This window comes from Enterobacter sp. E20 (genome assembly GCF_000801755.2).
Lineage (GTDB): Bacteria > Pseudomonadota > Gammaproteobacteria > Enterobacterales > Enterobacteriaceae > Enterobacter > Enterobacter asburiae_B.
On the sequence record NZ_CP012999.1, the window covers coordinates 1072671 to 1090875 of the forward strand.

19 protein-coding genes are annotated in these 18205 nt (G+C 57.9%); 6 read left to right on the plus strand and 13 right to left on the minus strand.

Features of this window, described 5'->3' with window-relative positions:
- Window positions 1-120 precede the first annotated feature (120 nt).
- Window positions 121-792 (plus strand): iron efflux ABC transporter ATP-binding subunit FetA, encoded by a 672-nt coding sequence (fetA, locus tag NI40_RS04965; RefSeq protein WP_033144809.1) that lies wholly within the window; start codon window positions 121-123, stop codon window positions 790-792.
- Entirely contained in the window at window positions 785-1567 is a 783-nt protein-coding gene (gene fetB, locus NI40_RS04970) for an iron efflux ABC transporter permease subunit FetB (protein ID WP_039263980.1), read from the plus strand. Before fetA ends, fetB begins: the two co-directional genes overlap by 8 nt.
- A gap of 49 nt (window positions 1568-1616) precedes the next feature.
- Here the strand turns inward: fetB and NI40_RS04975 are convergent, their stop codons facing one another.
- From NI40_RS04975 to tesA, 3 genes are read right to left on the minus strand one after another with little or no spacing between them, the layout of a single operon-like run.
- The gene (locus NI40_RS04975) at window positions 1617-2471 is read right to left on the minus strand and encodes a co-chaperone YbbN (RefSeq protein ID WP_023310624.1); all 855 of its coding nucleotides are present in this window, start codon (window positions 2469-2471) and stop codon (window positions 1617-1619) included.
- Between the two features lie 58 nt (window positions 2472-2529).
- On the minus strand, window positions 2530-3300 hold the full coding sequence (locus NI40_RS04980) for an SDR family oxidoreductase (protein ID WP_014882827.1): 771 nt from the start codon (window positions 3298-3300) through the stop codon (window positions 2530-2532).
- Between the two features lie 28 nt (window positions 3301-3328).
- Window positions 3329-3952, minus strand: coding sequence for a multifunctional acyl-CoA thioesterase I/protease I/lysophospholipase L1 (gene tesA, locus NI40_RS04985; protein WP_039263981.1), 624 nt, complete (start codon window positions 3950-3952; stop codon window positions 3329-3331).
- Between tesA and ybbA the strand changes: the two genes are divergently transcribed.
- The 3 genes from ybbA to NI40_RS05000 all read left to right on the plus strand — a co-directional run bounded on the left by ybbA (window position 3923) and on the right by NI40_RS05000 (window position 8349).
- Window positions 3923-4609 carry a putative ABC transporter ATP-binding protein YbbA gene (gene ybbA / locus NI40_RS04990; protein WP_023617272.1) on the plus strand — a complete coding sequence of 229 codons (687 nt, stop codon included), beginning with the start codon at window positions 3923-3925 and terminating at the stop codon, window positions 4607-4609. The two genes, tesA and ybbA, sit on opposite strands and share 30 nt — an antisense overlap.
- Window positions 4606-7020, plus strand: a complete 2415-nt coding sequence (gene ybbP, locus NI40_RS04995) for a putative ABC transporter permease subunit YbbP (protein WP_039263982.1) — start codon at window positions 4606-4608, stop codon at window positions 7018-7020. Before ybbA ends, ybbP begins: the two co-directional genes overlap by 4 nt.
- Before the next feature lie 183 nt (window positions 7021-7203).
- Entirely contained in the window at window positions 7204-8349 is a 1146-nt protein-coding gene (locus tag NI40_RS05000) for a porin (RefSeq protein WP_039263983.1), read from the plus strand.
- Between the two features lie 123 nt (window positions 8350-8472).
- Here NI40_RS05000 and mnmH read toward each other — a convergent pair whose 3' ends face one another.
- From mnmH to ppiB, 7 genes are all read right to left on the minus strand, one after another.
- Window positions 8473-9543, minus strand: coding sequence for a tRNA 2-selenouridine(34) synthase MnmH (gene mnmH, locus NI40_RS05005; RefSeq protein ID WP_039263984.1), 1071 nt, complete (start codon window positions 9541-9543; stop codon window positions 8473-8475).
- 84 nt (window positions 9544-9627) lie between these two features.
- Window positions 9628-10695 carry a 5-(carboxyamino)imidazole ribonucleotide synthase gene (gene purK, locus NI40_RS05010; RefSeq protein WP_039263985.1) on the minus strand — a complete coding sequence of 356 codons (1068 nt, stop codon included), beginning with the start codon at window positions 10693-10695 and terminating at the stop codon, window positions 9628-9630.
- Window positions 10692-11201 (minus strand): 5-(carboxyamino)imidazole ribonucleotide mutase, encoded by a 510-nt coding sequence (gene purE, locus NI40_RS05015; RefSeq protein WP_039263986.1) that lies wholly within the window; start codon window positions 11199-11201, stop codon window positions 10692-10694. Before purE ends, purK begins: the two co-directional genes overlap by 4 nt.
- A 161-nt stretch (window positions 11202-11362) precedes the next feature.
- The gene (locus NI40_RS05020; RefSeq protein WP_029741050.1) at window positions 11363-11548 is read right to left on the minus strand and encodes a hypothetical protein; all 186 of its coding nucleotides are present in this window, start codon (window positions 11546-11548) and stop codon (window positions 11363-11365) included.
- 68 nt (window positions 11549-11616) lie between these two features.
- Window positions 11617-11826, minus strand: a complete 210-nt coding sequence (locus NI40_RS05025; protein WP_023310633.1) for a YdgH/BhsA/McbA-like domain containing protein — start codon at window positions 11824-11826, stop codon at window positions 11617-11619.
- 137 nt (window positions 11827-11963) lie between these two features.
- Window positions 11964-12686 carry a UDP-2,3-diacylglucosamine diphosphatase gene (gene lpxH / locus NI40_RS05030; protein ID WP_039263987.1) on the minus strand — a complete coding sequence of 241 codons (723 nt, stop codon included), beginning with the start codon at window positions 12684-12686 and terminating at the stop codon, window positions 11964-11966.
- A gap of 3 nt (window positions 12687-12689) precedes the next feature.
- On the minus strand, window positions 12690-13184 hold the full coding sequence (gene ppiB, locus NI40_RS05035; protein ID WP_023310635.1) for a peptidylprolyl isomerase B: 495 nt from the start codon (window positions 13182-13184) through the stop codon (window positions 12690-12692).
- Between the two features lie 174 nt (window positions 13185-13358).
- On the opposite strand from ppiB, the gene cysS reads away from it, so the two are divergent.
- Window positions 13359-14744, plus strand: a complete 1386-nt coding sequence (gene cysS / locus NI40_RS05040; RefSeq protein ID WP_029741052.1) for a cysteine--tRNA ligase — start codon at window positions 13359-13361, stop codon at window positions 14742-14744.
- 89 nt (window positions 14745-14833) lie between these two features.
- On the opposite strand, the gene NI40_RS05045 is transcribed toward cysS, so the two are convergent.
- From NI40_RS05045 to NI40_RS05055, 3 genes are all read right to left on the minus strand, one after another.
- Entirely contained in the window at window positions 14834-15361 is a 528-nt protein-coding gene (locus NI40_RS05045) for a metal-dependent hydrolase (protein WP_039263988.1), read from the minus strand.
- A 74-nt stretch (window positions 15362-15435) separates the two neighbouring features.
- On the minus strand, window positions 15436-16452 hold the full coding sequence (gene malI / locus NI40_RS05050) for a Mal regulon transcriptional regulator MalI (RefSeq protein WP_023310638.1): 1017 nt from the start codon (window positions 16450-16452) through the stop codon (window positions 15436-15438).
- Between the two features lie 86 nt (window positions 16453-16538).
- On the minus strand, window positions 16539-18038 hold the full coding sequence (locus tag NI40_RS05055) for a PTS transporter subunit EIIC (RefSeq protein WP_029741054.1): 1500 nt from the start codon (window positions 18036-18038) through the stop codon (window positions 16539-16541).
- Window positions 18039-18205: the final 167 nt, after the last annotated feature.

The following is an 18205-nucleotide window of genomic DNA, read 5'->3' on the forward strand; positions in this document are numbered from 1 at the left end:
GTGGAGACAAATAACAAACAAAAAGTTTAACACTTGCTTTAGCGTGAGGCTATTCGCTCTGTGCGCACGAAAGGATTATGCTACAGGCGGTTATTACACGAAGCGGTTAACGGAAGCGTAATGAACGATAAAAAAGAACTATTACATCTCAGGGATATCGGATTTCGTGTTGGAGAAAACATTATTCTTCAGCACGTCGGGTTTAGCCTGTCGCCGGGCGAGTTTAAATTAATCACGGGCCCCTCAGGCTGCGGTAAAAGCACGCTGCTGAAAATTGTGGCCTCACTCCTCAGCCCGACGGAGGGCACCATTCTGTTTGAAGGACAGGATATCTCAACCCTGTCCCCGGAAAACTATCGCCAGCAGGTCTCCTACTGCGTGCAAACCCCCGCGCTGTTTGGCGATACGGTTTATGACAACCTGATTTTCCCGTGGCAAATCCGCAATAAAACGCCGGAGCCGGAAAAGTTTATCAGCGATCTGGCCCGCTTTGGCCTGGCGCAGGAGACGTTAACCAAATCCATCACCGCGCTGTCGGGCGGAGAAAAGCAGCGCGTCTCGCTGATCCGCAACCTGCAGTTTTTACCGAAGGTGCTTTTGCTGGACGAAATTACCAGCGCGCTCGATGACGTCAACAAGCGCAACGTTAACGAGATTATTCATCGCTACGTCCGGGAGCAGAATATTGCCGTGCTGTGGGTGACGCACGACGCTAATGAAATAACCCATGCTGATGACGTGATTACGCTTCAGCCGCACGGCGGGAAAATGCAGGAGGCTAACCGTGGGTGAGCATAACATTACCAATGAATCACTGGCGTTTTCGATGGTGCTGGTGCTGATTGCGATTGTAGTCAGCTATCGGGAAAAGCTGGGGCTGGAAAAAGATATTGTGTGGAGTATCTGCCGCGCGGTGGTTCAGCTCATCATCGTCGGCTATGTGCTGAAGTATATTTTCAACGTCAACCACGCGGTGCTGACGCTGCTGATGGTGCTCTTTATCTGTTTCAACGCGGCGTGGAATGCAAAAAAACGCAGTAAATACATTGATAAGGCGTTTATCTCGTCGTTTATCGCCATTACCACCGGGACGGCGCTCACGCTGGCGGTGCTGGTGCTCTCCGGCTCGATTGCCTTTACGCCGATGCAGGTTATCCCTATCTCCGGGATGATTGCGGGGAACGCCATGGTGGCCGTTGGGCTCTGTTATAACAATCTCGGCCAGCGCTTCAGCAGTGAACAGCAGCAGCTACAGGAGAAATTAAGCCTGGGAGCGACGCCTAAAGTGGCCTCGGCGCGGCTGATTCGTGAGAGCATTCGCTCATCGCTGATCCCCACGGTCGATTCAGCCAAAACGGTGGGGCTGGTGAGCCTGCCTGGCATGATGTCGGGGCTGATTTTTGCCGGTATCGATCCGGTCAAAGCGATTAAGTATCAGATCATGGTGACGTTTATGCTGCTCTCCACGGCAAGCCTGTCAACCATCATTGCCTGCTACCTGACCTATCGGAAGTTCTACAACACGCGCCACCAGCTGGTGGTGACGCAATTAAAGAAAACGGGTTAAGCCTGTTTTCCAGGCCCGGTAAGCGTTAGCGCCACCGGGCATTTTTTTGTTAGTAGAGCAACGCGTACAGCTGACGACGATACTTCGACGCCAGCGCGTCTCCGGTGCCCAGCGCGGCCAGAATTTCCTGGAACATCTTGCGCGCCTGACCGTCTGCGGCTGCCAGGTCTTTTTGCAGGTGGCTGAACAGCAGCTCCAGCGCCTCTTCGTTACGCCCCACCTGGTGCAGCTGCAGCGCCAGCTGGCTTGCCAGCGCGGCGTCGGCCGGGTTGTCGGCAACCTGCTGCTGCAGCTGCTGAATTTCCGGGGTGTCCGCCGCCTGTTTCAGCAGCTCAATCTGCGCGACCAGACCCTGATAGCGGGTGTCCTGATCCTGCAGCGGAACCGTCTTGAGTACGGCTTCCGCGTCTTCTGAACGGTGCAGGGCGATCTGCGTTTCCGCCAGCAGCAGGCCAATCTGGCTGTTCTGATTCGACAGCTGCCACGCCTCTTTGAGCAGCGGCAGCGCCTCGTCGTATTTACCTTCCTGCATCAGCGCCATGCCTTCCTGCGCTTTCAGCTCTTCTTCACGCGGCAGCACTTTATCCAGCAGGGCGCGGATAGCCTCTTCCGGCTGCGGCCCCTGGAAACCGTCAACGGGCTGGCCGTTCTGGAACAGATAGACGGTTGGGATGGCGCGCAGACCAAACTGAGACGCCACCATCGGCTCGGCGTCGCAGTCCAGCTTAGCGAGAATGAACTGACCGTTGTACTGCGCGGCAAGGCTTTCCAGCACCGGCGTCAGCTGCAGGCAGTGTTGGCTGCGTTCAGACCAGAAGTAGAACAGGACCGGTTTGGTCATCGACTGTTCAAGGGTCTGTTGCAGGTTAGCTTCTGTAATATTGACGATATTCTGTACGGACATGCGGCTTTCTCTTTTGTCGGTTTGTTCTTTACATGGGGATGAGCGTCGTCGCTTCAACTCAACCGTGCAAAATTTTGTCCATCATCCGGCCCGGCAGCAGGCGTTTTAACCAGCCTACGGCATGGGTGACCAGCGTCACCGGATAGCGCATTTTAGGATGTTCGCTCTCAAAAGCATGGCGCACTTTGGCCACCACCGCCTCTGGCCCGAGGGTAAAACGTGCGGCAATGCCGGGGTTCTCGACCGGCTTATCCGCCTGGGTCTGGTTCACGTTTTCGGTAAAGCGGGTGCGGATCGGGCCGGGCTCAATCAGGCTGACCTTGATGCCGCTGTGGCGCAGCTCCATGCGCAGGGCGTCGGACCAGGCCTCCAGCGCATATTTGCTGGCGGCGTAGGCGCCGCGGCCCGGGGTGGAAATCAGCCCCATCACTGACGATGTCATCACGATGCGCCCTTCACCGTGCGGCAGCATCGCGGGGAGCAGGCGCATGGTGAGCTGATGCACGCCGAAGAAGTTGGTCGAAAACTGTTTCTCCAGCGTTTCGCGGGAGAGTGTATCCAGCGGGCCATACACGCCGTAGCCGGCATTGTTAAAGAGCCCGTAGAGACGATTGTCGGTCAGCGCGATCACCTCATCGGCGGCGCGTTCAACGCTCTCCGGCGAGTCCATATCCAGCAGCACGCCGGTAAAGCCCAGCCCGTTCATGCGTTCGACATCGTCGGGTTTGCGACACGCCGCCAGCACCCGAAACCCCTGGCGCTTCAGTTCGAGCGCGCTTTCCAGGCCGATTCCACTGGAACATCCTGTAATTAAGACCGATTTTTGCATAACTTTACCTGTCAGGATCTCCGCTTAATCAGGAGTCATGTTTAACTAAAGGAGCCAGCCGCGTTGCCATCCAGTCGGCAATAAACGGCTGAGCATCGCGATTGGGGTGGATCCCGTCGTCTTGCATCCACTGGGGTTTGAGATAGACCTCTTCCATGAAAAATGGCAGCAGCGGAATATCAAACTCTTTGGCAAGCTTAGGGTAGATCGCGCTAAAGGCTTCATTATACCGACGACCGTAGTTGGCGGGCAGGCGAATTTGCATCAGCAGCGGCTGGGCGTTTGCCGCTTTGATATCCTGCAAAATGGTGCGCAGCGTATGCTCGGTTTGCTGAGGCTGAAAACCGCGCAATCCATCGTTACCGCCAAGCTCCACCAGCACCCAGCGCGGCTGATGCTGTTTGAGCAGTGCAGGCAGGCGCGACAGGCCCTGCTGCGAGGTATCGCCGCTGATGCTGGCGTTAATTACCGACGTCTTGCTCTGCCATTTGTCATTGAGCAGCGCGGGCCAGGCCGCGCTGGCCGCCATGCGATAGCCTGCGCTCAGGCTGTCGCCGAGAACCAGTAACGTGTCCGCTGCCGCCGCGCGGAAGGTCATCAGAATCAAAAACAGGAAGGGCAAATGCCAGCGGAAAACAGTGTTGAAGTTCATCATCTTAAGAAGTCCGTCGGTCAGGGGGAACACGAGCTTTCCATCCTTACTGGAGTTGAACTCGTTGTCAAACGCGCTGAAACCATCGCGCTGATTGGCGAATCCGGCTCCGGCAAGTCCACGCTGCTGGCGATTTTGGCCGGTCTGGACGACGGCAGCAGCGGCGAGGTCCACCTTGTCGGGCAACCGCTGCATCAGCTTGATGAAGAGGCGCGGGCCGCGCTGCGCGCGCGTCACGTTGGTTTTGTCTTCCAGTCCTTTATGCTGATCCCAACCCTGAACGCGCTGGAAAACGTCGAACTCCCGGCGCTGTTGCGCGGTGAAAACAGCCGTGAAAGCCGGGCGCACGCGAAGGCGCTGCTGGAGCAGCTCGGTCTGGGCAAGCGTCTCGACCACCTTCCCGCACAGCTTTCCGGCGGTGAGCAGCAGCGCGTGGCGCTGGCGCGGGCGTTTAACGGTCGTCCCGAAGTCCTGTTTGCCGATGAGCCCACAGGTAACCTTGACCGTAAAACCGGTGACCGGATTGCCGACCTGCTGTTTTCGCTCAACCGCGAGCACGGCACCACGCTGATCCTCGTCACCCACGATCCGCAGCTCGCCGCCCGCTGCGACCGTCGCCTGCGGCTGGTGAACGGTATTCTTCAGGAGGAGGCATGATTACCCGCTGGTTCTGGCGCGAGTGGCGCTCGCCCTCGTTGCTTATCGTCTGGCTGGCGCTAAGCCTGGCGGTGGCCTGCGTGCTGGCGCTCGGCAGCGTCAGCGACCGCATGGAAAAAGGGCTTAGCCAGCAGAGCCGGGAGTTTATGGCGGGTGACCGGGCGCTGCAAAGCTCCCGCCCGGTGCCGTCGGGCTGGATTGCAGAGGCGCGTAAACAAGGGCTGAAGGTGGGGGAGCAGATAAGCTTCCAGACCATGACCTTTGCGGGCGACACGCCGCAGCTCGCCAGCGTTAAAGCCGTCGATGATATCTACCCGATGTACGGCGAACTGCAGACCAACCCGCCAGGGCTGAAGCCAAAGCCCGGTACGGTGCTGCTGGCATCACGTCTGATGGCGCTTCTGAACCTGAAACCCGGCGATAGCATCGACGTCGGCGACGCCACCCTCAACATTGCCGGGGAAGTGGTGCAGGAGCCCGATTCCGGCTTTAACCCCTTCCAGCTCGCGCCGCGCCTGCTGATGAACACCGCGGATGTCGCGGCAACCCATGCGGTACAGCCGGGCAGTCGCGTCACCTGGCGCTATAAGTTTGGCGGCACGCCTGCCCAGCTTGACGCGTATGAAAAATGGCTTCTGCCGCAGCTCAAGCCGGAGCACCGCTGGTACGGGCTGGAGCAGGACGAAGGGGCGCTCGGTAAATCTCTTGAACGTTCTCAGCAGTTCCTGCTGCTTTCGGCACTGTTGACCCTGCTGCTGGCGGTGGCGGCAGTTGCCGTGGCGATGGGGCACTACTGCCGCAGCCGTTACGACCTGGTGGCGATCCTCAAAACCCTGGGGGCGGGCAGGGCGCAGCTGCGCAAGCTGATTGTCGGCCAGTGGCTGATGCTGCTGGTCCTCTCCGCGATTACTGGCGGAATAATCGGGCTGCTGTTTGAAAAACTGCTGATGGTGATGCTGAAGCCGGTGCTCCCGGCCGCCTTGCCGCCGGCCAGCCTCTGGCCGTGGCTGTGGGCAATTGGTGCGATGACGGTGATTTCGCTGCTGGTGGGGCTACGCCCGTACCGCCTGCTGCTCGCGACGCAGCCGCTGCGCGTGCTTCGCAACGATGTGGTGGCGAACGTCTGGCCGCTGAAGTTCTACCTTCCGGTGATTATTGCCGTGGCGGTGGGGCTGCTGGCGTGGCTGATGGGGGGCAGCACGCTGCTGTGGGCGGTTCTGGCCGGCGCGGTTGTGCTGGCGCTGCTGTGCGGCGTGCTGGGCTGGATACTGCTCAACGTCCTGAAGCGGCTCACGGTGAAATCGCTGCCCGTGCGCTTGGCGGTCAACCGCCTGCTGCATCAGCCGTGGTCAACGCTCAGCCAGCTGTCGGCGTTTTCGCTGTCGTTTATGCTGCTGGCGCTGCTGTTAGTGTTGCGCGGCGATCTGCTCGATCGCTGGCAGCAGCAGCTTCCCCCGGAAAGCCCGAACTATTTCCTGATCAACATTGCCCCTGAGCAGGTCACGCCGCTGAAGGGCTTCCTGTCGGAGCATCACATTATCCCTGAGTCGTTCTATCCCATCGTGCGCGCGCGTCTGACGCAGATCAACGGCCAGCCAGCGGACGGAAACAAGGACGAGTCGCTGAACCGCGAGCTGAACCTGACCTGGCAGGAGAAACGCCCTGACCACAACCCGCTAACCGCGGGCACCTGGCCGCCGAAAGCGGGTGAGGTGTCGATGGAAGAGGGGCTGGCGACGCGGCTGAACGTGAAGCTCGGGGACAGCGTGACCTTTACCGGCGATACCCAGGATTTTACCGCGAAAGTCACCAGCCTGCGTAAAGTGGACTGGGAAAGCCTGCGGCCAAACTTCTTCTTTATCTTCCCGCCGGGCGCGCTGGACGGTCAGCCGCAGAGCTGGCTGACCAGCTTCCGCTGGGAAAACGGCAACGGCATGCTGACCCAGCTCAACCGGGAGTTTCCGACGGTCAGCCTGCTGGATATTGGCGCGATCCTGAAGCAGGTAGGGCAGGTTCTGGAGCAGGTGAGCCGCGCGCTGGAGGTGATGGTGGTGCTGGTGACGATCTGCGGCGTGCTGTTGCTGCTGGCCCAGGTGCAGGTGGGCATGCGCCAGCGCCATCAGGAGCTGGTGGTCTACCGCACGCTGGGGGCCGGAAAGCGGCTGCTGCGGATGACGCTCTGGAGCGAGTTTGCGCTGCTGGGGCTGGTGGCGGGTCTGGTAGCGGCCATTGGCGCGGAAACGGCGCTGGCGGTGCTGCAGACAAAGGTCTTCGACTTCCCGTGGGAGCCTGACTGGCGCCTCTGGCTGATCCTGCCTCTCAGCGGCGCGGTACTGCTTTCTCTTTGCGGAGGCTGGCTCGGCACGCGGCTGTTAAAGGGGAAAGCCCTGTTCCGTCAGTTTGCGAGTTGATTTAGTACGGTGATAGTTGCGCGCCGGGTTTTAATGCCGGTGCGCAGCGTTTAAATAGCACAAAGTGATAATACCCACTCATTTAGTAGCACAAAACATTAAAAACCCGACCACACGGCCCGATTATTTCCAGTTAATATTCACCCGCTAAATATTTAGCAGCGTGTCTATTAAGGAAAAATAATGACTATAAAAAAATCAGCGCTGGCGGCAACGATCGGCGCGGCAGTGGCATTGACTACCTTCGCTTCTCAGGCGGAAATCACCGTTCTTAAGCAGGATCCTCAGGCGGGTAACCCGCTGAGCCGCCTGAACTTTACCGTTGGCGGCAGTATTCGTCCTCAGTTCCAGAACATGACCGGCGACGACGGTAAAAACAGCTACAAGCGTAACGGCTTTGACGGCGGCACCCGTTTCCGTTTCGCGGCTGATTACTACCTGTTTGATGACATTAGCTGGGTAAGCTACTACGAGTTGGGCGTGAACTTCCCTGCAATGTTCAACTGGGACAACCACTACAGCGAAAGCGATCACGACACGACGCGTCGTATGCTCTACACCGGCCTGAAGAGCGACACCTGGGGTACGCTGACCTTCGGTCAACAGAACAGCGTTTACTATGATGTGGTGGGCGCGAAAACCGATATCTGGGACTACGACATGATCGGTCAGGCACCAGGTAACGGGATCAAAGGCGATTACGACGGTTCTTACCGTTCACGTAATATGCTGAAATATAAGAAAACCGTGGGCGATGCCGACATTTATGCATCCTACCTGTTTGAAGACAGCGAATACCTGCCGGGCAACGGCCTGCGCTACAAGCGTAAAGGCGGCGGCTCGCTGGGTCTGGATTACCACCTGACCACCGACCTGACCTGGGGCGCCGCGTGGAACTACACCCGTGCGGACATGCGTAACCCGGATAACGGCGACAGCAAAACCTACGACCAGAACATCCTCGGTACCGCGCTGAGCTGGACCCCGGACAACTGGACCTTCTCCGCAGGCGGCGGCTGGTACCAGAACTTCATGACCACCAAAAAAGTGTCGGTTAACGACTACTTTGCGGGTGATGCATGGGGTATTGAATACTTTGCGGGCTACAAGTTCCCGGTCGGCCAGTACGCGGTTAAATCCATCCAGCCTTACTTCATGGGCGACCGTATTGAGTACGTGAACGGCCGTAACTACCAGCGCATCGACAACGGCGTGGGTATCAGCTTCCAGCTGGATTACGGTTTCCGCGTGGATTACGAACACGTGTTCACCTCCAGCACCGACAACCTGGGTGACATGAACCTGGTGCGTCTGCGTTACGACTTCTAAGTCGTCTTGTTGGGTGCGGCCTGATACCCTCACCCTGGCCCTCTCCCACGGGGAGAGGGAATAAACATTAAAAACGGCAACCCAGGTTGCCGTTTTGCTTTTACCTCGCCACCCGGCTTTGTTTTAGCGATTAAGCCACTCAGCGACCTCTTCGTACGTCCCGCGATACACAATCTTCTCCGCTTTTTTCTCCAGCTGATAGCCGTACATCGGGTCGTAATAGTCCTTCAGCAGCGGCGCAAGCCAGCTAAAGTGCGCCTCTGTGCTGCCGGAGCGTTGCTGTTCCAGCAGCGCGGAATCTAACAGCGCGGTGAATTCTGCATACCGCTGCAGCCCCAGACGGCGGCGAATGGCGAACAGGCCGTGGTGCAGATACTCGCTGTATTCTTTCCAGCCCGCTTCCTCGCCGTATGCGGCAGAAAAGTCCGCCCACATGTGGTCGAAATACTCTTCGCGCAGGCGCTCAAGGCGGACGTCAAACGGGTCTTCGACGACAACGATAGGGGCTTCAGCCATGCGGTCGCGCAGGCACTCCGGCAGGTGGTTGGAGCCAATCATCCGGCCCTCGTCTTCCAGCACCCAGCGCGCGGCGTCTTTTTTCAGGAGCTCAACCGCAAGGTGGTTTTCAAAGCTGGCCTGGGAAAGCTGCGGCGTGAGCGTGCGGCCAAACGACGAACCTCGGTGGTGCGCCAGCCCTTCCAGATCGATACCCTGCGCGTGCTGCTTCACCAGCAGGGTTTTACCGTTTCCGGTACAGCCGCCAATCAGCACCATCGGCTTTTGCGACTGCTCGATGGTCACCTGAATCGCCGTCTGACGCAGGGCTTTGTAGCCGCCGCGGATCAGCGGGTAGTCAACGCCCGCCTCTTTCAGCCAGGCCTGCGAGATATGCGAGCGCTGGCCGCCGCGCGCGCAGCAGAGATAGCCCTCAGGATGGGCAAGGCTGGCTTCCCGCCAGGCGTTGATGCGTGCCTCACGCGTCTCGCCGCTTACCAGCTGATGGCCGAGCGCCAGCGCGGCCTCGGGACCCTGGCGTTTATAGCAGGTGCCGACGGCGGCGCGCTCGTCGTCGTTCATTAAGGGCAGGTTGATCGCCGCAGGCATCGCGCCCTGGGCAAATTCGATCGGCGCGCGAACGTCGATTAAAGGGGTATCAGACGCGAGGATCGCGCGATAGTCCGTTCCATCGTTCATGGTTGTTCCAGAAGAAAACTCAGCAGCAATGGGCGGGGATTGTACGCCGGGGAAGGGGAAGATCAACTCCCCGGCGCAGATGTCTTACTTGAGCTTTGACTGTGCCCAGACGATACCGCTCGCATATTCCGGCGGCAGGAGCGGGATCATCGCTTCCAGGGTGGCGCTCAGACGGCCCGTGTCGCTGTCGTTCAGGTTCAGGTGACCGACCTTACGACCCGCGCGGACCTCTTTGTCATACCAGTGCAGATGCACGAGCGGCAGCTTCAGCCAGTCGTAGTTCAGATCGGTGCCGATCAGGTTGATCATCACCGACGGGCTGTTCACCACCGGCTGCGGCAGCGGCAGGTCGGTGATTGCACGCAGGTGCAGCTCGAACTGGCTGATGGACGCGCCGTTTTGCGTCCAGTGGCCGCTGTTGTGCACGCGCGGCGCAAGTTCGTTGATCAGCAGACCGGACGGGGTGATAAAGCACTCCATCGCCATGACGCCGACATAACCGAGTTCGTGCATGATGGCAGAGAGCATATCTTCCGCCTGCGCCTGCTGGTCAGCATTGGCGTGCGGGAAGGCGACGCTGGTGCGCAGAATGCCGTCCTGATGCAGGTTATGCGTCAGCGGATAAAAGACGGTATGCCCGTCGTGCCCGCGCGCGCCAACCAGCGACACTTCACCGCTGAAGTTGATGCCCTGCTCAACGATGCACTCGCCGTAGCAGTCGTCCGGCAGTTCTGCCGTTTCATCTGCACGCAGGCGCCACTGGCCGCGGCCGTCGTAACCGCCCACGCGGCGCTTCACGATTGCCAGCTCGCCCAGCATCGCGAAAACGTCATTCCACTCGCTTTTATCGGACAGGAGCTGCCACGGCGCGGTCGGCAGACCGAGCTTGTCGAACAGCTGCTTTTGCGTCAGACGGTCGGCGATGATCGGGAACAGGTCGCGGTTAACGAAGGCGTTATGACGCGCCAGCTCGCGGGTCAGGGCCGTTTCCGGCCAGCGTTCGATCTCGGCGGTGATCACGCTCTGGTGGAACGGTACGGCTTCCGGTTCGGCGTCCAGCCCGACGGGCCAGACGGCAATACCCAGCGGCTCACCGGCCTGACGCAGCATGCGGCCTAGCTGGCCGTTACCGAGGACGCAAACCTGCTTCATGCCGCACCCCGCGGGTCCGGATTGTCCAGCACCTCGTCGGTCTGGGCTTTACGCCACTCCGCCAGACGCTGGTGTAATGCTTTATCGTGCGTCGCAAGAATTTGCGCCGCCAGCAGGGCTGCGTTCGCCGCACCCGCTTTACCAATCGCCAGCGTGCCGACAGGAATACCGCGCGGCATCTGGACGATGGAGTAGAGGCTATCCACACCGCTTAACGCGGCGCTTTGGACCGGAACGCCCAGTACCGGCACCAGGGTTTTAGCGGCAATCATGCCTGGCAGATGTGCTGCGCCGCCCGCGCCGGCAACGATCACCTCATAACCGTTCTCTTCGGCGCTTTCGGCGAAGCTGAACAGTTTGTCCGGTGTACGGTGCGCGGAGACCACTTCAACGTGGTGCGGAACATTCAGGATTTCAAACATTTCGGCGGCGAACTGCATGGTAGCCCAGTCGCTTTTGGACCCCATCACGATGGCGACACGCGCCGGATTATTGCGGGAAGACATGCGTCTTAAAACTCCTGTGGTGCGAAACACACTGCTTTCGAGGGCACAGAGAATAGCATGTTATACGGGCAAGGAAAACGGTTGCGCGGTTAAAAGGCGAGCAGTTATGGCGAGAAAGCGATAACAAAAAAGACCGCACGATGGCGGTCTTTTATGTGATGTTACTGAAGATCCCCTGCGGACAGGTTCTCGTTGTCGAACGCGCGGCTGACATCGATATGATTCACCATGCTGGTGTCGGCATTCGAGCCCGATTTTGGCACGGAGAAGCGATTCTCCGCGGCCTGTGCGCCAGTGGACACCACGACTGCCAGCAGCAGGGTACTTACGATGCTGATGTTTTTCATTCTCTGTTCCTTCCTCATCGTATTGTCGCTGTCGCACGTCTTCGCTGGCGGCACGGCAATCAGGGTTTTTATTTAGTCAGTTCTGCGGTCATGTACACGCGGTTGTTGACCTTCGCGCTCGTGATTTTATAAGAGGCATTCTGCTCGGCGGCCTGCGCGGCAATTTTCGCTTCTGCGCGGTCAAGGGTAGAGGCGGTTGCGCTCACGCTTTGAGCGAAAGAACCGAAAGAAACCAGGGAAAGAGCGGCAACTGCAACGAAAGTTTTGATAGATTTCATGGTCGTATTCCTTAAGTATTTTATCTGGGATAGGGCGTATTGCCCTGATGTGATAAATAATAGGCCGACCACGGGCTGATTAAAATCGAAACAATTTGCCGATATTGTTCAAAAAAATAGAATGATGGTGCGAGGGGTTAAAACGGAAAGGCGATCAGCTCCACGCCCTCTGGCGTGACTTTGACCATGGAGCCTTCGGTGTGCCAGGCACCTAATACCACGCGATGGGCCGGTTCGCCGTTGGCGATAAGGGAATGGACGTCAGGACGATGGGTATGACCGTGGATCAACCACTGAACGCCATGCTTTTCCATCACGCTCACCACGGCCTGCGGGTTCACGTCCATGATGGTCATTGATTTGCTGCTGTTGGCGGCTTTACTGCCCGCGCGCATTCTGGCAGCTATGCGGTTACGGATAAACAGCGGCAGCGCAAGGAACACCTTTTGGATCCACGGGGTGTGGACTTTGGCGCGAAACGCCAGGTAGCCGGTATCGTCGGTGCAGAGCGTGTCGCCGTGCATGATCAGAACCCTGCGGCCATAGAGGTCGAGCACCTGCTCTTCCGGCAGCAGCGTCATGCCGCTTTCGCGGGCGTAGCGCTTGCCGATCAGGAAATCACGGTTGCCGTGAATGAAGTAGCAGGGGACGCCGGAATCCACGAGCGCGTGAATGGCGGCGGCCATTTCACGGTGCAGCGGGTTAGGGTCGTCGTCGCCAATCCAGGCTTCAAAGAGGTCGCCCAGGATGTACAGCGCATCGGCGCTTTTCGCTTCACCGCGTAAAAAACGCAGAAAACCGGCGGTTATCGCCGGTTCTTCTGTTTGCAGATGCAGATCCGCAATAAAGAGTGTCGCCACGAATTACTCGCTGACGGTCACGCTTGTAATCACAACGTCTTCTTTAGGAACGTCCTGGTGCATACCGCTGCGGCCAGTAGCGACGGCTTTGATCTTGTCAACCACGTCCATCCCTTCAACCACTTCTGCGAATACGCAGTAGCCCCAACCCTGCAGGCTTTCGCCGGAGAAGTTCAGGAAGTCGTTGTCCGCCACGTTGATGAAGAACTGCGCGGTGGCAGAGTGTGGCGCCTGAGTACGGGCCATTGCCAGCGTACCGCGGGTGTTTTTCAGACCGTTGTTCGCTTCGTTTTTAATCGCTTCTTTGGTCTCTTTCTGGTTCATGCCAGGTTCGAAACCGCCGCCCTGGATCATAAAACCGTTGATCACGCGGTGGAAAATGGTGTTGTTGTAGAAACCTTCGCGGCAGTAGTCCAGGAAGTTTTTAACTGTTTCAGGCGCTTTGTCATCAAAGGTTTTGATTACGATATCGCCATGATTAGTGTGGAAAGTAACCATTTTTGCATCCTGTTCCGTTATTGTGGTACGTCGACCCGCGTTCGGGTCATCTATAGGGGCTTGTTATAGCATAACCACAGGATGCGATCACCTTGCATTGTGTGCTGCTTCAGGTTTGAATTACGGGTAGAATAGCCGGTTTTCAACCACACACGTGTTTACATGGAATCTTCGATGTTAAAAATCTTTAATACAATGACGCGCCAGAAAGAGGAATTTAAACCTATCCATGCCGGGGAAGTCGGCATGTACGTGTGTGGTATTACGGTTTACGATCTCTGTCACATTGGCCATGGCCGTACCTTTGTCGCTTTTGACGTGGTGTCACGCTACCTGCGTTTTCTGGGCTACACCCTGAAATACGTGCGTAATATCACCGACATCGACGACAAAATCATCAAGCGCGCTAATGAAAACGGCGAAAGCTTTGTTGCGCTGGTCGATCGCATGATTGTCGAAATGCACAAAGATTTCGACGCCCTGAATATTCAGCGCCCGGACAGCGAGCCGCGCGCGACCCACCATATTCACGAAATCATCGAGATCACCGAAAAGCTGATCGCACGCGGTCATGCCTACGTTGCGGACAACGGTGACGTGATGTTCTCGGTGCCGACGGACCCAACCTACGGTTCGCTTTCCCGTCAGGATCTGGACCAGCTTCAGGCCGGCGCGCGCGTTGACGTGGTTGACGTGAAGCGTAACCCGATGGACTTCGTGCTGTGGAAAATGTCCAAAGAGGGCGAGCCAAGCTGGCCATCACCGTGGGGCGAAGGCCGTCCGGGCTGGCACATCGAATGTTCCGCGATGAACTGCAAGCAGCTGGGCAAGCACTTCGATATCCACGGCGGCGGTTCAGACCTGATGTTCCCGCACCACGAAAACGAAATCGCGCAGTCCACCTGCGCCCACGGCGGCGAGTACGTGAACTACTGGATGCACTCCGGCATGGTAATGGTTGACCGCGAGAAGATGTCTAAATCGCTGGGTAACTTCTTCACCGTGCGCGACGTGCTGAAGTATTACGACGCGGAAACCGTGCGCTACTTCCTGATGTCCGGCCACTATCGCAGCCAGCTGAACTACAGCGAAGAGAACCTGAAACAGGCGCGCTCTGCGCTGGAGCGTCTGTATACCGCGCTGCGCGGTACCGACAGGTCTGTTCCTGCTGCAGGCGGCGAAGCGTTCGAAGCCCGCTTTGTTGAGGTGATGAACGACGACTTCAACACCCCGGAAGCCTACTCCGTGCTGTTCGACATGGCGCGCGAAGTGAACCGCCTGAAGTCAGAAGATATGGCCGCGGCGAATGCGCTGGCGTCCCATCTGCGTAAGCTCTCCTCCGTGCTCGGCCTGCTGGAGCAGGATCCGGACGCGTTCCTGCAGAGCGGTGCGCAGGCGGACGACGGTGAAGTGGCGGAAATTGAAGCGTTGATCAAAGCGCGTCTGGAAGCGCGTCAGGCAAAAGACTGGGCGGCGGCAGATGCGGCGCGTAACCGTCTGACCGAGATGGGCATCATTCTGGAAGATGGCCCGCAGGGCACCACCTGGCGCCGTAAGTAATTTTCCCCTCACCCTAACCCTCTCCCAAAGGGAGAGGGAATTATTAGGTTTTCTCCCTCTCCCCGTGGGAGAGGGCCGGGGTGAGGGCATCAGCGCCCACGTTTTCTCCACCACAGCAACCCCATCAGCACGACTCCCGGCAGCCACACCCACAGCAGCTCCGACACGATCACCTGATGCCCGTACGGCGTGGTATAGCGCGACAGCGCAAACGGCGCGACCTTAATCACCTGCCACGGCGCAAAGAAGCGTTCATCTGACCACGGCCACAGCCAGCCGACGCCTTTCCCTCCCGTGGTAATCGAATCCAGCAGGCTGTGCGACAGCAATGACACGGTTAAAAACAGCCAGCACCGCGTCAGGCTGGCCCGGAACCACCGTCGTCCAGTCAGCACGCAGAGTATCGGCACCACAAAGGCGAACAGCAGGGAGTGGGTAAAGCCGCGATGGCCGAAAACATTGCCGTACGCGACGCCGAACTTGAACGCCAGCACGTCGGCATCCGGCAGCATGGCGAGGACAATCCCGGCAAACAGCAGGCGGGGAGGAATCACTTTGGTTCCCAGGCCTAAGCCCAGACAAAGCGGAACAGCAGCGTGTGTAATAACGGTAGGCATTGCGATTATCCATGGCAAATCATGGAAATATAGCAGCAATCCCGCGCCGGCAGACCCGCGTCAAATTCTTATTTTTACGCCGACTCGCGCGCGATAAGCTGTCCGGAAAGCGTAATGCGCTGGGTTTGCAGCGTCGGCTCCTTCAGCGTGCGAATAATCAGCCCGGCAGCCTGACGCCCCGTCTCTTCGCTGGCGGACGACACGTAGGTAAAGGACGGCGAGGTAAGGTTAACGTGGAGCATATCTTCGAAACCGACCAGCGCGACCTGCTGCGTCAGAAACACATCTTTACCCACCGTTCGTCCAACCTGATGAATACCGGAGATGGAGCCGATCATGGCATCCGGCGAGTGGCAGAGCAGGGCGGTGATGGTATTGTTTTTTTCCAGCAGCTGGCGGGTGGCGAAACCCGCTGCCAGGGTGTCATCGCTGCAGGCCGGAGAGTATTCATCGCGCCAGACCAGCCCGTTCTGCGTCATCGCGCTGCGAAAACCAAGAAGGCGCTGCTCGCGGATAAGGCAGCCTTCACGTCCGCCAATGTAGGCGATATTGCGATGGCCGCGCTCGATAAGATAACGCACCGCCAGATTTGCCGCCTGGCGGTTATCGCGCATTACCAGATTGCATTTTTCATCCAGCAGCGACTGAGAAACCACCACCAGCGGCAGCGGGCAGCGGCGAATTTGCTCCGGCAGGGTGGAGGTGCGGGTATCCGAGGCCAGATAGATAACCCCGGCGACGCCCTGCTGCTTAAACGACAGCAGGCAGCGCTCAAGATGGTCATGGTCGTTCTGGGGCTGGCCGAGAAAAACCATATACCCCTGTTTTTCAAGATCCTGGACGATGCTCGCCATCACCTTGATGGAGAAACTGTCGCTAAAGTCGCGGAGGATCAGGCCAATCAGATTGGACGTATTGGCGCGGAGATTGGCAGCGGCAACGTTATGAACATAGCCCAGCGTATTGATGGCAGCGTTGACCTTCTCGATCGTTGCCTCTGAGATTTTCCCTTTCTGGCGCAAAACCAGCGAGACGGTTGAGACCGACACGCCCGCGTGCTTTGCGACATCAATAATGCTGACTTTCTTCAAAACCGCTCCCTGAAATTCACCGATTATCAGTCAGATACGACAATGCGTCTCCCAGACTACAGGAGACGCGTCGTTCAGGCATCTTATTATTTGCCGATCATGGTGGACATGGTCTGGGCGATAAACTGTGCTCTGGCACCGAAAATCACCTGAATACCGTTGTCGCCGACGAAGACCACGCCGCGCGCGCCGAGTCCGTTCAGGCCGTCCTTATCGACCACCTCGCTTTTTGCCACTTCCAGGCGAAGGCGGGTGATACAGGCGCCGACGGAGTCGATGTTGTGCGCCCCGCCCAGCAGGGTGATGATCTCGGTCGCGAGTTCTGAATCAGACTTATCATCCGCGTTGGCGGTCACTTCAGTGCGGCCCGGCGTTTTCACATCGAAACGACGGATCACAAAGCGGAACGTGAAGTAATAAATCAGGCCCATTGGAATGCCGATGATAATCGCATTCAGGAAGTTGGTCTTGTAGCCGTTAAAGGACGGCAGGATCCCGAATGACAGATAGTCGATAAAGCCCGCGGAGAACGACTTGGCGATATGCGCATGCAGCAGATACATGGTCATGTAGGCCAGGCCCGCCATGATGGCGTTAAAGACGTACAGGATCGGCGCCACGAAGATAAAGGTAAACTCGACCGGTTCGGTGATCCCCGTCAGGAAGCAGGTCAGCGCCGCAGAGAACAGAATACCGGCCGCGATTTTCTTATTCTTCGTATGGGCTTCGTGATACATCGCCAGGCACGCGGCGGGCAGCGCGAACAGCATCAGCGGGAATTCGCCCTGCATGAATTTACCGGCATTCTGGTAGGTGTCGCTGCTGAAGGACTTCACTCCTTCTTCCAGCATCTTAAACCAGATGGTCTGGTCGCCGTGGATCACCTGTCCAGCCTGGGTGGTGTAATCCCCGAACGAATACCAGAAGGACGGATACCAGATGTGGTGCAGGCCGAGCGGGATCAGCGCGCGCTCTACCAGACCGAAGATAAAGGTCGACGCCGCCTGATTATCGCCGTTAACCACCACGGAGAGCGCGTCGATACCGGCCTGGATATGCTGCCATACGTACGGCAGCAGCAGCCCCATCAGGAACGACAGAAACGCCGTTGCAATGGCCACGAAGCGCTTGCCGGAGAAGAAGCCCAGGAACTCCGGCAGCTGCATGGTGTGGAAGCGGTTATAGCACCAGGCCGCGAGAATACCGCAGATCAGGCCGCCGAAGACGCCCATCTGCAGCGTCGGGATGCCGACCACCATGGCGTATTTCCCACCCTGGGAGGCCATTTCCGGCGTGATGCTCAGCACGGTGCTGATGGTGATATTCGTGACAAACACCGACACCGCCGCAGACAGCGCCGCGATGCCGGATTCTGACGCCAGACCCACGGCGGAGCCAATGGCAAACAGCATCGGCAGGTTATCAAAAATAACCCCGCCCGCGTTCATCATCAGCGGCAGATGGAACTTATCGCCGAAGGCCAGCAGCAGGCCCGCAGCGGGAAGCAGTGAAATTGGCAGCATTAAGGCGCGACCAATCATCGATAACTTAGACAGCGATTTAACAAACCCTGATATCAGACTCATGCTGATTTCCCCCGAGTAGCGCTTTTTTGGCGCTGTTATTGTCAGTAGAACGTTTTAGTAGAACGTTCTACTTATCGTGGGCAAAGAGTGAAAAACGCGCAACAGAATTTTCATGTTTCAACAGATGAAATAGTGATTATTTGAAGTTGATCGATAAATAACCGCGA